General features: G+C 51.6%; 14 protein-coding genes and 2 pseudogenes. 11 read left to right on the top strand and 5 right to left on the bottom strand.

Features of this window, described 5'->3' with window-relative positions; genetic code table 11:
• Nucleotide 1: 1 nt before the first annotated feature.
• Complete coding sequence (locus LCD46_22935) at nt 2-778, top strand: site-specific integrase (protein ID UOY73130.1); 777 nt, start codon at nt 2-4, stop codon at nt 776-778.
• A 201-nt stretch (nt 779-979) separates the two neighbouring features.
• Nucleotides 980-1,237, top strand: a pseudogene (locus LCD46_22940) (site-specific integrase).
• 243 nt (nt 1,238-1,480) lie between these two features.
• Here the strand turns inward: LCD46_22940 and LCD46_22945 are convergent.
• Nucleotides 1,481-2,491 (bottom strand): replication initiation protein, encoded by a 1,011-nt coding sequence (locus LCD46_22945; protein ID UOY73131.1) that lies wholly within the window; start codon nt 2,489-2,491, stop codon nt 1,481-1,483.
• Between the two features lie 740 nt (nt 2,492-3,231).
• Between LCD46_22945 and sopA the strand changes: the two genes are divergently transcribed.
• Together sopA and LCD46_22955 are read left to right on the top strand one after the other, a co-directional pair.
• Nucleotides 3,232-4,398 carry a plasmid-partitioning protein SopA gene (sopA, locus tag LCD46_22950; protein ID UOY73132.1) on the top strand — a complete coding sequence of 389 codons (1,167 nt, stop codon included), beginning with the start codon at nt 3,232-3,234 and terminating at the stop codon, nt 4,396-4,398.
• Nucleotides 4,398-5,363: a ParB/RepB/Spo0J family plasmid partition protein gene (locus LCD46_22955; GenBank protein UOY73133.1), complete on the top strand. Its 966-nt coding sequence runs from the start codon at nt 4,398-4,400 to the stop codon at nt 5,361-5,363. The genes sopA and LCD46_22955 overlap by 1 nt, the downstream gene beginning before the upstream one ends.
• A 736-nt stretch (nt 5,364-6,099) precedes the next feature.
• Here the strand turns inward: LCD46_22955 and umuC are convergent.
• Both umuC and LCD46_22965 read right to left on the bottom strand, forming a co-directional pair.
• A pseudogene (gene umuC / locus LCD46_22960) lies at nt 6,100-7,143 on the bottom strand (translesion error-prone DNA polymerase V subunit UmuC).
• A 296-nt stretch (nt 7,144-7,439) separates the two neighbouring features.
• Nucleotides 7,440-8,420 (bottom strand): IS5 family transposase, encoded by a 981-nt coding sequence (locus LCD46_22965; GenBank protein UOY73134.1) that lies wholly within the window; start codon nt 8,418-8,420, stop codon nt 7,440-7,442.
• Between the two features lie 181 nt (nt 8,421-8,601).
• Here LCD46_22965 and LCD46_22970 point away from each other — a divergent pair, with 181 nt between their 5' ends.
• From LCD46_22970 to LCD46_23000, 7 genes are all read left to right on the top strand, one after another.
• Complete coding sequence (locus LCD46_22970; GenBank protein ID UOY73135.1) at nt 8,602-8,976, top strand: hypothetical protein; 375 nt, start codon at nt 8,602-8,604, stop codon at nt 8,974-8,976.
• Complete coding sequence (locus tag LCD46_22975; protein ID UOY73136.1) at nt 8,966-9,712, top strand: hypothetical protein; 747 nt, start codon at nt 8,966-8,968, stop codon at nt 9,710-9,712. The genes LCD46_22970 and LCD46_22975 overlap by 11 nt, the downstream gene beginning before the upstream one ends.
• Before the next feature lie 5 nt (nt 9,713-9,717).
• The gene (locus LCD46_22980) at nt 9,718-10,362 is read left to right on the top strand and encodes a hypothetical protein (protein UOY73137.1); all 645 of its coding nucleotides are present in this window, start codon (nt 9,718-9,720) and stop codon (nt 10,360-10,362) included.
• Entirely contained in the window at nt 10,325-10,873 is a 549-nt protein-coding gene (locus tag LCD46_22985; protein ID UOY73138.1) for a hypothetical protein, read from the top strand. Before LCD46_22980 ends, LCD46_22985 begins: the two co-directional genes overlap by 38 nt.
• A gap of 28 nt (nt 10,874-10,901) precedes the next feature.
• On the top strand, nt 10,902-11,684 hold the full coding sequence (locus LCD46_22990) for a DsbA family protein (GenBank protein ID UOY73139.1): 783 nt from the start codon (nt 10,902-10,904) through the stop codon (nt 11,682-11,684).
• Nucleotides 11,685-11,820: 136 nt separating this feature from the next.
• Nucleotides 11,821-12,048, top strand: coding sequence for a type II toxin-antitoxin system Phd/YefM family antitoxin (locus tag LCD46_22995; GenBank protein UOY73140.1), 228 nt, complete (start codon nt 11,821-11,823; stop codon nt 12,046-12,048).
• Between the two features lie 26 nt (nt 12,049-12,074).
• Nucleotides 12,075-12,410 carry a type II toxin-antitoxin system RelE/ParE family toxin gene (locus LCD46_23000; protein ID UOY73141.1) on the top strand — a complete coding sequence of 112 codons (336 nt, stop codon included), beginning with the start codon at nt 12,075-12,077 and terminating at the stop codon, nt 12,408-12,410.
• 102 nt (nt 12,411-12,512) lie between these two features.
• Here the strand turns inward: LCD46_23000 and LCD46_23005 are convergent, their stop codons facing one another.
• The gene (locus LCD46_23005) at nt 12,513-12,746 is read right to left on the bottom strand and encodes a hypothetical protein (GenBank protein UOY73142.1); all 234 of its coding nucleotides are present in this window, start codon (nt 12,744-12,746) and stop codon (nt 12,513-12,515) included.
• A 431-nt stretch (nt 12,747-13,177) separates the two neighbouring features.
• A complete protein-coding gene (locus tag LCD46_23010) occupies nt 13,178-13,945 on the bottom strand; it encodes a hypothetical protein (protein ID UOY73143.1) in 768 nt (255 codons plus the stop codon).
• Nucleotides 13,946-14,788: the final 843 nt, after the last annotated feature.

Consider the following 14,788-nt stretch of genomic DNA (forward strand, 5'->3'; position numbering starts at 1 on the left):
CATGATGCCAGCACTGCCAGGCCATAGCGGGGCTTTTTCCTCTGCTCAGCTGCCGGTGGCCATCGATTACCCGGCCGCGCTGGCACTGCGCCAGATGGCGCTCGTTCAGGACGAACTGCCGAAATACCTGCTGGCGCCGGAAGTGAGCGCCCTGCTCCACTACGTGCCCGATCTTCACCGTAAGATGCTGCTGACCACCCTGTGGAACACCGGCGCCCGTATTAACGAAGCACTGGCCCTGACCCGGAGTGATTTTTCCCTGGCCCCGCCCTACCCGTTCGTGCAACTGGCAACCCTCAAACAGCGGGTGGAGAAAGCGGCCCGAACGGCCGGCCGTGCTCCGGCCGGCAGCCAGCCTCATCGTAACGTTCCGCTTTCCGATCCGCAGTATGCCCGCCAGCTGGAAATGATGGTGGCCACCCTGAAAATACCGCTGGAACGCCGGAATAAGCGCACCGGCAGAACGGAAAAGGTGCGCATCTGGGAGATCACCGACCGTACCGTTCGCACCTGGCTGGGCGAAGCTGTTGAAGCGGCAGCCGCCGACGGGGTGACGTTCTCCGTGCCGGTGACGCCACACACGTTCCGCCACTCCTACGCCATGCACATGCTGTATGCCGGAATTCCGCTGAAGGTGCTGCAGAGCCTGATGGGGCACAAGTCGATCAGCTCGACGGAAGTCTATACAAAGGTATTTGCGCTCGATGTTGCTGCAAGGCATCGTGTGCAATTTTCAATGGCAGAGGCTGATGCTGTTGCCATGCTGAAAAAAAGATAACTAAATTTGTCAAAATTTACAGACAGTTGTAATGACATCCACTTATTCGATAATAAATTAATCTTGCGTTACGTGAAAACTGACAGGGGTCCAGGCTGTACCAGGCCGGAATTCACGTAACGCACTTTACGTCTTCTTCATTACTTACCTTTTCGTTCCGATCCTGTTCATCCCTGCATTGCCCCCTTTTCTTCATAACGCATTTCACTGTTGCCGAAAGCCCATGGGGTCGACTTTGCGACCGCGGCCGCACTCAGAAGGATGGCCACTTTAACCGGCGCCACCCTGGCGTACCTACTCGTCCCCGAAGTGAGAGCCCTACTCTTCTATATGCCGGATCTTCACCATTAAATGCTGTTCTCTACTTTCTGGAACACGGGAGTGCGGATCAGTGAATCCCGGACGCTGCCCCCGGAATCCTTTGATCTCGGTGGGTTAAGACCCTTTGTGAAAGTACTGGGCTAAGGGCATCCGCCCTGACGAACAATATTGACTAAGTGATGAAAGTAAACATATCGCAGTGAAGATGTTGAGCAGACTGCCCGCTCTTCCACACACCGCAGTCAATATCAATACTCCGGTAGGCCTATCCGCATATCGCAGTCAAGGCAAGCAAAACCTAAACGGAATGATGAATCAGTATAAATTGACTGTGGTATGCGCTCTGCATACCACAGTCAACAAACTCTAAAACGGCATTCCTCAGTCATTTCCCGGTTTCACGCTGGCGAGCGCTTTTGCTAGTTTCTGAGGATCAATACCTGCAGCCTTCAGGGCTTTAATAACTTCGTCATAGTTCTGCTCAGGTACTTCCTCTTCCGGCTCACGGGGAACAACGACCTTGCTACTGATGAGTTTCGGATTACGGTAATGCACGCTGAAGTAGGTGGCCCGGCCGCGTTTGAATTCGGTGTAATCCAGATAGCCGATATCCTTCAGCTGCGCCATGGCTTTGCGCACCGTGTGGTTCTGCGTGTAGAGGTTAGACGTCAGGTTGAGTCTGTCTCGCATACGCTTCATGGAGATGGGGGCCGGATTCTGTGGCAGACTTTCAATGTAGGTATAGAGTGCCTGTGCGGACTCCTTGCGCTGCAGGGCATCAATGGCTTTCAGACGCAACAGGACCCGCCTGTCCATCTGATAAAGCTCAAAGAGCTTGGGCTCTGCCCTGATCTCCACGACATCGGCAGTGATGTCGTAATAGGCAGACTGAACCAGGTGCGTAGTCCACCCTTTCGTTTCACTCTGAAACTTGAGGGTTACGGATGCCAGCTTGAACAGGGAGTTGCTTATCCTGTCACGCATTTTCTTGTTAGAGCGCCGGGAGTCAAAGCCACACATTTTAACAAACTCAACAAAAGACAGCTTGAGCGTGTCATCCTTAACGCCAAAATCATACATTGAACGGATGATTCCAAGCCAGACTTTGAAGTCCGTATCCATATCGAGGCGCGATCCGGTGATCCTGACATCGGTATACCCTTCACTCCGGGCAATGGACAGCTGTACGAGCTCCTCAGTCGCATCCGTGACGTTTTTGCGGTTCGTCTTACTCCTAGAGGTCGATTTGAGGGTAGGAACGAACAGACCAAGCCTCATGAGCGCAACAGGCTGAACAGTACTGGCGCTGTTGACATCCAGCTTAACAACTTCACCCGTTGTCTTATTGACCTCCTGAAGATTCAGGGGTAACTCATTATTTTCCATAGCCATTTTATTAACCCGCGGTTATCCACAAACGAAAGTATATACGCATATCACAGTCAACGGAAATACATACCCCAGTTAATACAATTGCATACCGCAATAGTTGATCTCGCACACAACAGTCAACATACCACACACCACAGTTAATGAAGATAGTCTCCAGGCTCAGGCGTAGCGGGGCGCTAAACGATCCGGGGATCTCTTTTTGATCTCAACATGATCTCCTTAAGGATCAATTACTGGATCGAAATATGGAATAACAGCCAGCATCCAATACATATGGACCACTGACATGACACAATGTGAATCTTGGTACAACAACCCAGTAATACAACACCAGGAAAGGCAATAGTCTTGACTGTGATATGCAGAAAAATGCATGTCATTACTCTTCCCTATTCCTATTCAGCTTCATACCGCAGTCAATAATCTGCATACTATAGTCAATTCCTTACCATTCAGTTCCTTCCAGTGGAGCTTCGTTAGCTTCAGAGCGTCAGCCACACCTTGTTAGTACGGAGTAATTCCGCTTCCTCGACGCATGCGCCTACGCGCGCATACTTTCTGCGGCGAGCGGATGATATTGACTGAAGCATGCGGCAGCCTTTCAGGCGGATGCTGAACTGAACAAGACTATATTTTGATCGGCTTTGCAATATTTAAGACGGTTTGCAACTTTAATGTTGCTTTGCGCCTTTTACCAAGATTTAATAGATTAATGCAAAGATAATAATAAGGAACAAAGAATGGGACTGATGGAAACGCTTGACCAGTGCATTACGGCCGGTCATGAAATGACGAAAGCTATCGCGATTGCACAGTTTAACGATGATAGCCCGGAAGCCAGGAAAATTACCCGTCGCTGGCGTGTGGGTGAGGCCGCCGATCTGATTGGCGTTTCTTCTCAGGCAATCCGTGATGCAGAAAAAGCAGGACGCCTTCCCCATCCTGATATGGAAATGCGTGGACGTGTAGAGCAGCGGGTGGGCTACACCATTGAACAAATCAACCATATGCGGGATGTATTTGGCACCCGTCTGCGCCGTCCTGATGACAGCGTTCCGCCCGTCATCGCGGTGGCAGCACATAAAGGGGGTGTCTATAAGACATCTGTATCTGTACATTTGGCACAGGACCTGGCGCTGAAAGGGCTGCGAGTACTGCTTGTCGAAGGGAACGATCCTCAAGGCACAGCCTCCATGTACCACGGCTGGGTCCCTGATTTGCATATCCATGCCGAAGACACACTGCTGCCTTTTTATCTTGGTGAGCGCGATGATGCAGCCTATGCCGTCAAAGCCACCTGCTGGCCGGGTCTCGACATCATACCTTCATGCCTGGCTCTGCACCGCATTGAGACAGAACTAATGGGAAGGTTTGACAACGGGAAACTGCCGACAGAACCTCATATGATGCTTCGCCTGGCCATCGAAACAGTGGCCCATGATTATGATGTCATTGTTATCGACAGTGCACCGAACCTCGGTATTGGTACCATCAATGTCGTCTGTGCTGCAGATGTACTCATCGTGCCAACGCCAGCAGAGTTATTTGATTACACCTCTGCCCTTCAGTTTTTTGACATGCTGCGCGACCTGTTAAAAAACGTGGACCTGCAGGGTTTTGAACCTGACGTTAGAATTCTTCTGACCAAGTACAGCAATAACAATGGCTCACAGTCACCCTGGATGGAAGAACAGATCCGCGATGCCTGGGGAAGCATGGTACTGAAAAACGTTGTTCGCGAGACCGACGAAGTCGGTAAAGGTCAGATCCGTATGAGAACGGTGTTTGAGCAGGCTATCGATCAGCGCTCATCTACAGGAGCCTGGCGAAATGCGCTGTCTATCTGGGAGCCTGTCTGTAATGAAATTTTTGATCGCCTGATTAAACCTCGCTGGGAGATCAGATAATGAAACGTGCACCAGTCATTCCAAAACATACCGTAAAAGATATCCGCCCCGAAACTGAACCTTCAGCGGCACCCGCTGCACCGATGGTTGATTCATTAATTGCACGGGTTGGAGCCATGGCCCGCGGGAATACCATTCTGCTTCCGGTTTGTGGCCGGGAAGTGAAATTTATTCTGGAAGCGATCCCGGGCGAGAGTGTTGAGACGGCATCAAGAGTCTGGTCAGGTAATGAACGTGACCAGGAACTACTGACCGAAGACGCGCTTGATGATCTGATTCCCTCTTTTATGCTGAGTGGTCAACAGACGCCTGCGTTCGGACGAAGGGTAGAAGGTGTCATTGAAATTGCTGATGGTAGTCGCCGTCGTAAAGCCGCCATACTGACATCATCAGATTATCGTGTTCTCGTCGGGGATCTCGATGACGAACAGATGATGGCTTTATCACGGCTGGGTAATGATTATCGTCCTGTCAGCGCTTATGAACGGGGCAACCGTTATGCACAGCGGTTGGAAAATGATTTTAACGGCAATATCTCTGCTCTGGCTGAAGCTGAGAATATTTCCCGTAAAATCATCACGCGTTGCATCAACACGGCCCATTTGCCAAAATCAGTGGTTGCCCTGTTTACTCATCCTGGTGAACTTTCCGCCCGCTCTGGGGAGACGCTGTACAAAGCATTTTCGGGAAAAGAAGCTTTATTGTTGCAACGGACACAACAGCTTCATGAGCAAAAGAAAGCGGGAGTTATCTTTGAATCCGAGGAAGTTATTGGTTTACTGACGGATGTTCTGAAAGAGCCATCAGGTAAAAAAGTAAACCTTAATACCCGTCATCAATTTGTACCTGGTGCGACAGCCCTATACAAAGGCGATAAGGTGATTTTTAATCTCGATAAATCTCGTTTGCCTGCCGAGTGTATCGAGAAGATAGAAAGCATACTGCGCGACTTACAAAAAGTTTAGCCTGTTTAATGATACACGCGAGAGTCTTCATTAATTTCCAATATCCTTAATGCGTTACATGCTGCTTCGGAATATATACATCCGAAGCAGTTATTTTCTGCACTATAGCCCAGTGTTGTTAAAAAGATCTGTTTACTTCTCCCAACCTGATTGTTACCACAATCTAAAGATCCAGTTTTTTCTAGTTTTCCTTAACTAGTTCCGCAGTTCACCCCTCAACCTGCATATCAGAACTCAGACGGTAACCCATCCCGGAATACTGATTTCATACACCAGATTAACTGGGACCACGGTCCCACTTCCTACTTGCGTGTCAGAACTCACCCGTCAAGCCCGCTTGGAATATCGATTCCACACGCCGGATTTAACTGGGACCACGGTCCCACCTCCTACTTGCGTGTCAGAACTCATCCTTCAACCCCGCCTGGAATATCGATTCCACACGCCGGATTTAACTGGGACCACGGTCCCACCTCCTACTTGCGTGTCAGAACTCATCCTTCAACCCCGCCTGGAATATCGATTCCACACGCCGGATTTAACTGGGACCATGGTCCCACTCTATTCAGCTGTTTCTATCACAATACAGATTTTGAGATTGTTACTGTGATTCCTGTATTAGGTGCGTAAGAAGATTATGTTCGTTTTGTTCCCTGGTGCTTCCTGGCTCACTCGCGGGCTTCGCCCTGTCGTTCGGCTGCGGCGAGCACTACTGGCTCTCTCAGAAAAGCAGAATTTATCTGATCCTCGCAACGGGAATATCTTTCCAGCGGGTGGTGTACGCAGGGGAGAGCATATCGCGTTTCATTTGCCATGATGGCGCTATCCCTCGCCCGGAAAACCAGATCTGTCCCAGACCGGAATGATTAATGCCATCGAGAACCTTCATCAGCTCAGAGCTGTGAGGACGTGGCGGACGTTCGTCGAACAGCTGCAGCTGCGAAACTCCGGAGCCGGTGAAGTCATTCAGCATCACACCGGCTTTGGCATACAGGTGCCCATCCTTCCAGATACGCTCCAGAGCCGTTGTGGCGGCCGCAATAATGTCCCGGGTGTCCTGAGTGGGTGTAAGCAGTTTCTCCGTGGCCACGTTGCCGTAGTAAGGCTCTTTAACGGCGAACGGAGACGTTTTGATGAAAACGGAAATATGCCGGCAGTACTGGCGCTCTTTCCGCAGCTTTTCAGAGGCCCGCTCTGCGTACTGACAGACAGCCTGGCGGAGCGAATCGTACTCCGTGATTTTCTCTCCAAAGCTGCGGCTGCAGACGATCTGCTGTTTCGTCGGTGGTGCTTCCTCAAGCGACATGCAGCTTTCCCCGTTCAGTTCGCGTACTGTTCGCTCGAGAACGACGGAGAAATTTTTGCGTATAAAGGCCGGGTTCGTCAGGGCCAGATCGAGCGCGGTCCTGATACCCAGTACATTAAGTTTGCGTGCAATACGGTTTCCCACGCCCCAGATCTCTTCGACCGGCTGCAGTGAAAGCAGTTTCCGCGTTCGCTGAGGATTCCCCCTGGTCAGGGCGAGCACACCACGAAACTGTTTCCACTCCTTTGAGGCCCACTGGGCTGATTTTGCCAGGGTTTTCGTCGGCCTGGCACCCACGCCGATGGTCAGACGGGTACAGTCATACACGTGCTGGCGCAGCTGCCGGCCGAAGTCCTCCAGGTCCATGCAGTGCTCAACGCCGGTCAGGTCGAGGAACATCTCGTCAATCGAATACTGTTCCACCCTTGGGGCCAGCTCCTCCAGGCAGCTCATCACGCGCGCTGACATCGAGGCATTTATGTGGAATAGAAAATCAATATAAATAATGCATGCTTTAAAAGATTACTATGAACTAAAAACATACGTCCGAAATTGTTACCATATCTCAAGATTCACAACTAATAATTTCGTATATTAATCCTCCAAGGCAGGTAGTCAGCTATGGAAGGTGCGAATAAGCAGGTCATTTCTTCCCAAGCTGACTCGCTGATTAAAATTTCGCGGATCTGGGCCGATTTTTTTCCCGCAAACACATCGAATCAGCCTATTTAGGCTATTTTTTCCACCATTTCTGGCGTTATTTCAGGTTTTTACTGAGATCTCTCCCTCTGACGTATCATTTGGTCCACTCGAAACAGGTTGGCCAGGGTGAATAACATCGCCAGTTGGTTATCGTTTTTCAGCAGCCCCTTGTATCTGGCTTTCACGAAGCCGAACTGCCGCTTGATGATGCGAAACGGGTGCTCCACCCTGGCACGGATGCTGGCTTTCATGTATTCGATGTTGATGGCCGTTTTGTTCTTGCGCGGATGCTGCTTCAAGGTTTTTACCCTGCCGGGACGCTCGGCGATCAGCCAGTCCACATCCACCTCGGCCAGCTCCTCGCGCTGTGGCGCTCCTTGGTAGCCGGCATCGGCTGAGACAAATTGCTCCTCTCCATGAAGCAGATTACCCAGCTGATTGAGGTCATGCTCGTTGGCCGCGGTGGTGACTAGGCTGTGGGTCAGGCCACTCTTGGCATCGACACCAATGTGGGCCTTCATGCCAAAGTGCCACTGATTGCCTTTCTTGGTCTGATGCATCTCCGGATCGCGTTGCTGCTCTTTGTTCTTGGTAGAGCTGGGTGCCTCAATGATGGTGGCATCCACCAAAGTGCCTTGGGTCATCATGACGCCTGCTTCGGCCAGCCAGCGATTGATGGTCTTGAACAATTGACGGGCCAGTTGATGCTGCTCGAGCAGGTGGCGGAAATTCATGATGGTGGTGCGATCCGGCAGGGCGCTATCCAGGGATAATCGGGCAAACAGGCGCATGGAGGCGATTTCGTACAGAGCATCTTCCATCGCGCCATCGCTCAGGTTGTACCAATGCTGCATGCAGTGAATGCGTAGCATGGTTTCCAGCGGATAAGGTCGCCGGCCATTACCAGCCTTGGGGTAAAACGGCTCGATGACTTCCACCATGTTTTGCCATGGCAGAATCTGCTCCATGCGGGACAAGAAAATCTCTTTTCTGGTCTGACGGCGCTTACTGCTGAATTCACTGTCGGCGAAGGTAAGTTGATGACTCATGATGAACCCTGTTCCATGGCTCCAGATGACAAACATGATCTCATATCAGGGACTTGTTCGCACCTTCCCTAAGGAAGCCGAAATGCGTGACGACGAGCGTAATAACAGCCTGCTCAGGAGCATGCGGATACACATTGCTGAATGGGAGGCAGGACGCGCCACTCCGGAAGGAAGCCGGTTCATGTTTATCTGGCTTGTCATGTACCTTGGGACCGCGTGGCCGGTTCTCGCGTACTGCCAACTACTATGGGCGCTGGGTTTCCTGGTTATCTGGTTCTTTTCGAGTCAGTGGATATGCAGGCGAATTGTCCCTCGCTACAACGAAAGCTGGGCGGAGGTATTCGACAGGAAGCTTTCTGCTTATGAACCCCTGAACCTTTCTGCCTGGGAGCACCTGAAGCGTCAGACCGAAACGGAAGGCCTCACGGTAAGCAACGTCAGAAACTGGTATCAGCTGGAAGTGATGAGCGTCTGGCCAGAAAAGAAACCAGGCCTGAAGTTCCTCAGGAAGAAAAACTGCGCCGATAGCAAAAAGGACGAAGTGAATGAAGCATAAAACAGCAATCACACTCTCTCTGGCCCTGTTGTTCAGTACACCTCATCTTGCTGCCGCCGGGATGGTCAGCGCGCTGGACTCTTTATTTGGGCCTGCGACCGGACGCGGTGAAGAAAGCTTCCAGGTGGCAAAGAAAAAGGCCCTCGCTGATAAAGACCCCTGGCATGCCTGGCTGGAATTGTCTGCCAGTGACCCAGGCGATATCTCCAGCGATATTCGTGAACAATACAGCGAACTGGCAGCTTCACTGGTTCTGAGTGCAGCCCGGAAAAATAATCCGGATGCACTGGTCCTGGTGTTCAGCCGGGATGACGCGCCGGGGTTTGTTGGCAGCCGACCCGAGCTCTATGAGCCACTCCTGATGCTCGCAGAAAAAGCAGCAGGAAACCGGAAGGACAAAGAGCTGTTAATGACAGCCGGGGACATACTGCAAAAAGGACAGTGGACAATCAAAGACAGCCAGCGCGCAGCGGGTTACTACTCACGGGCCTGGCTGGCAGGAGAGAACAGCGCACCTGCAAAGATTTACTCCATCTACCAGGAGCTGCAGGACCCTGGCAGCGCTTATCTCTGGCAACTTCGCTGCATCGGCAACTGCCGTATCTGGCAGGATGAAAGCCACTCTCCGGTGACCCAACTCCTGAACCCCCGCCAGATTCAGTGGATTCAGAAACAGGCACGGGATAAGACCGTCATAACCGTTAACGGGCTGGCAGCCCTTAAGGAGCTGCAATGAACATAATGTCCAGACGCCTTATGGCAGCAGGCCTGACCGCAGGACTACTGCTCAGCACCTTAACTGCGCATGCCGGTAAAAGCCCGGGTTCTGGCTCAAGGTCTTTCAGCTCGTCCTCAACCAAAGGCTCTGCTGTACGAAGTTCCCCGCGACCGTCGACGTCAGGACCGGTCACGTATAAAAGCGCTGTACCCGTGACGCCGGTCAACCGCTTCAACTCGCGGACACCTGAAAAAACCGGCAGATACCGTTCTGTTTTGTCTCAATCGCAAACCCTTCCTTCAGAAAAGCTGCAGACAGTTATTCGGGAGAAAGAACGAAGCGGACCGGGCTGGATGGGAACCGCGCTGCTGGTCTGGTTATTGAGTCAGCACGACCTTTCCTCCTCTGATAAGGAGTGGGTAAATCAACAAATTGCGCAGGCGAAAAAAGAGAACCAGCAGATTCCGCCACCGCCTCCAGAACTGTCAGATGTGGCATTCAACTGGAGCTATCCATCTGCGTTTAAACCAGGGGAAAAAGCGCTGATCGCCGTTAGTGCAACACAGGGCATTGCCGGTAAATCAGTCCCTGTTACCTGTGTAATGAAAGGCTCTTACGGCGTTAAGGACGGTGAAATCAAAGGACGGCGTGGTCTGGCAGACCGGTGATGAACCGCCTTCAGCATGGCTGCTTAAGGTAAGCGGTGGGACAAAACAGGATGTGTCGCCGGGTATTGTCTCCACGCTGACGGACGAACAGAACGTACAGCAGCTGCGCGAGCAAATGCTGGCAGACCAGGTTCGCAATGAAGAAGCCGGACGGAGCAGGCAGCCGGAGTCGTTGCTGGCGGAAGTTCCACAGGAAGAGGTGATCAGACTGAAACCGGAAGACATTAACCCGCGTAAACCGGAACCACTCAACCCGGATGCGGATGTGATCGCCAGGGTCAGAGGTGAGGAAAACACCGATGGACAGGAAATAAAAGCCGCTGCAGGCGTCAGAAGCGAGCTGGAAGGTGCTGACAAGACCGCTGGTGAACAGTCGCGGGCATCGCGTGTGATTGCAGATCTGGCAAACGTAGAGCGCGACATGCTCAGGGCGGCAGAAAATACTGAACGCGGCCGCACGCTGGAGCGTGAAGAACAAACCCTCACCCGAACCATTCAGAAAGAACGTTAATCCCCCTTTTAACCATGAGAATCAGACAATGAAAGCAAAAAAATTAGCCGCATTAATAGTTACAACATACATTAGCTTTATTTCAACGGCACACGCTTCAGCACCTCAGCCGGTATTCAGCCCGGAGCAGGAAGCTCGTATCGGCGAAATCGCTGCCGACTATCTGGTATCTCACCCGGAGATTCTGGTGACCGTCAGTAATAAGCTGCAGGAACAGCAGGAAACACGTAAGCAGAAGATGTTTGCACTCAACGTCATGGAGAATCAGGCGAACCTTCTGCATGATCCGGACACCCCGGCTTACGGGCCTGATACTGCAAAGGTCGCGGTGATTGAATTCTTTGATTACCAGTGCGTGTTCTGCAGCCGCTTCGCGCCGGAACTGGAGAAGGTCATGAAAGCGCAGCCGGACGTCCGCTACCTCTTTAAGGAGTGGCCAATATTTGGTGGTCGCTGGGAAGCTTCACTTCAGGCTGCACAGCAGGGGCTGACGGTCTGGCAACAGAAAGGGCCGCAGGCCTATGTCACCTATCACAATGCCATCTACGCCACCGGCCATAATGAAGGCAAGCTGACGGCAGAGGATATACTCGCGGCAGCGTCAAAGGCAGGGCTGGCCGCCTCTGTGCCGGGCGACCATACCGCGTCCCTTGAGAAAAACAGTAACCTGGCAGAGGAACTGGGGCTCACCGGAACGCCGGGGATCGTCGTCATGCCCGTTAGCGGGGCGACTCCCGACACCATCACGGTTTTCCCGGAAGCCGTAACCGCTGACAGACTACAGGCCGCGATAAGAAAAGCCTCCCGGTGACAATGACCCTCACTCGTATTTTCAGCGGAATGGCTTCGTGATGCCGTGTTGAGCGCAGTCAAATCATAAGGGTCAAATTGCAGTTGGACTAAATTTAGGCTATATTAAGTCCTGATTTAACGACAAGGCTCCCACAATGAAAGTTGAAACAATCTCTTTCGTCAAAAAAAATGCAGCATCCCTGGACCTCTCGGAACCGATTCTGGTTACCCAGAATGGTGTACCAGCTTACGTTATTGAGTCCTATGACCAGCAACAGGAGCGGGAAAATGCCATAGCACTTCTTAAACTGCTGACGCTATCTGAACAGGACAGAGCGGAAGGAAAAGTGCTTACCAGAGGTCAGTTGCTTGAGGGATTGTAAGGACGCTTTCCGCTTAAGGTGAAAAAATGGAAAAAAAAGTCGTTAAAATTGAATACACGGAAACAGTGAAAATTTGCCTGTCAGAGATCGCATCTCACCTTACACAGTCAGACGTTGACCCTGCTCCCGTCCTGGCCGAAATACTGGATCAGTATGAGCAGCGCGTGAGTCTCTACCCCTATGGCTGTCAGAGTTGTCCGGAACTGCTTAAAATGGGTGTCTCAAAATATCGTGAATGTAATACGGCAAACGGATACCGCGTCATTTACTCTGCAGAAGATTCTGTCGTCACGACACACGCGATACTTGCGCACAAACAGGATATTAAGCAACTCTTGTTCAGACGCCTTATCAAGGCCTGATAAATAATCAGCATCCCGTATGCAGTCTCTTATTCAAAGTGATGGCCGGCGGATTTGCCAGCAGGCTGACACTGCTTGCCTGGCCGGCCGCAGGGCCTTTCATTATGAGAGTACGAATCGGAGAACCAGCGTAGCCAGATACAGCTGACACAGGAGCTGGAACATTCTCCATCCCCATATGACATATCGCCATTTGCGTTTCTCCCTGGCATCGGCTTCTGCAATAGCCGTGTTGGCGCTGTTTTTTTTCCACCACTCTCTGTACATGCTGCAGAACAACCAGAGCCACAGAGCAAGCAATAATGTCATAATCATTTTTTCAAACACAATGTCCATAACGTTGTGTCCTGTAATTGCATAGCGTCTCCTTTCTCGGCATTCACAGGAAAGACTAGCATAAAGCATTCAGATAACCGGGGCGAAAGGAAAAGGGACGTGGGAAAGGACGGGATACTGCGTGGTGGCTAAACGAGTGCTGACGTATACACGCCGGACGGGTTCAGGAACCACTCAGGATAAGCACTGACGAGGCATGGCCAAACCAGCTTCTGAAAAAGGGCTCCGGACAAACAGAGCTTTCCGGCACTATCTGCGTGACAACAGTAAAACCAGTTCCTGCAAATAATACGCTGCATCGCGGCAGATATCGGGATGCAGCAGGAATGTCAGCACAATCAGGATAATCTCCAGGATCATCATCTTTTTCATTTGTCTTTCAGCAGTCCGGGATCACGGAGACCGGTATGATCTGCCAGGTCCGGCAGACGCTATTTTTCCGACATTTGCATTTTATCGCGGAAAGTCAGATAGCCTACCAGACTGAGAATGGCTAGCAAAAACAGAATACTTGTACCCGTCGCGCCCAGACCAATCCCCCCGTTCCCGGGAGGCTGCGACAGCAAATCACCGCAGGAAGCCCCGAAGGGGCGCGTCAGAATATAGGCAATCCAGAAACAGAGCACGTTGTTTGCCCTGAACAGATAAAAAGCCGCCGCCGTCAGCCCAATCAGAGCGCCGAACAGTGCTGCGGCATTCAGATAGCCAAGATCCATGCCTTCCGCCAGCCAGTCACCCGCGGCGGTACCCAGAGAAAAGGTAAAAAGTATGGCCACCCAGTAGAACATCTCGCGTTTACGGGTGGTGATACTATGAATTGACAGGGTTTTCTCTTCGTTATGCCAGAGTACGAAAGTCAGGATCAGCAGCGAACCAAACACCCCACTGGATAAAGAAAGAGGTACGCTGAAATGGTCTGTCAGGTTGTCCGTCAGCAGCGTGCCGAACACACTGATGAGCAGTACCGTCAGCCAGTAAAGCGCCGGCACATAGCGCGTCGCGCGCATCTGGAATACAAGGACAACCACAAATAAAAAACAGGTCAGCAGGGTGGTGTAAGTCAAGCCCCAGCCGAGATCCATGTTTAAATAATCGGCGAAGGTTTCACCTACGGTGGTGGACATCATTTTGATGAGCCAGAAGAAAAAGGTGACTTCCGGCACCTTACTGAGCCCTGTGGTTCTGGAGTGAGTCATCATTTTGCAGCCCTGTTCAGCAGTGTGATGAGTTCACTCTACGGACGCCAGATTAGCTCTACCTTAGGAAAGCAGCTTATCTTCTTGGATATGACGATCTCCTGACACAGGCCTGACGTGTAGCCAGCCAGGGATGACCGCATCGCTCAGGGTTCACAGCAGCAGGAGAAGGATTACGGACCGGTAAGAGGAGGCTCAGGGAGATGGCCACTCAGGATAATAACGGAGTGAACGGGTGCCCGGATTTATCTGTTCCAGAGCAGATCCAGTATTGCGAGACCTTCGCCCTCATGAAAAAGTGACAGGACAGCCTTCACTATCATGACGGTAATAATTAATACCAGCAACGGATTCATGTGCATATGGTCACCTGCCAGCGGTCCCTGAGCTGACACAATGTATCAGAAAAGAGATCCCCCGATCGGCCAGTAAGCACAACGGGATAATCAGAGTCACATTTTGTCTTCATCGTAAATGCGATGACACCCGTCCGTACTGAACCCGGCAGGTTTATGATGGACGGCTCCATCCGTCAGGATAATGCAGACGGCAGGCATCCGGTATGACGCCAGGTACAGAGATACTACGGGCCCGCGCGCTGGCCGAGAGGCAACCGGTCATTCTGCCGCCCGAAGGTACCAGAAACGGGGATCCGTTTTGTAAGGTTTATCCACAGGAACCGGGGATAAGGGTGTGGGTAAGCGCGGCGATGTATGTCAGACAGGTCGACTCAGGTAAAAAAATGCCTGCTTCGGGAGCAGGCAAACAGGCGCTGACGGCATGCACGCCGTCAGCAAAATTTTATAATTTCCGGCAGCAGGCTGTTTGTTTCCGGAAATCGACCGA

This window comes from Enterobacter ludwigii, assembly GCA_023023105.1.
GTDB classification, from domain to species: domain Bacteria; phylum Pseudomonadota; class Gammaproteobacteria; order Enterobacterales; family Enterobacteriaceae; genus Enterobacter; species Enterobacter adelaidei.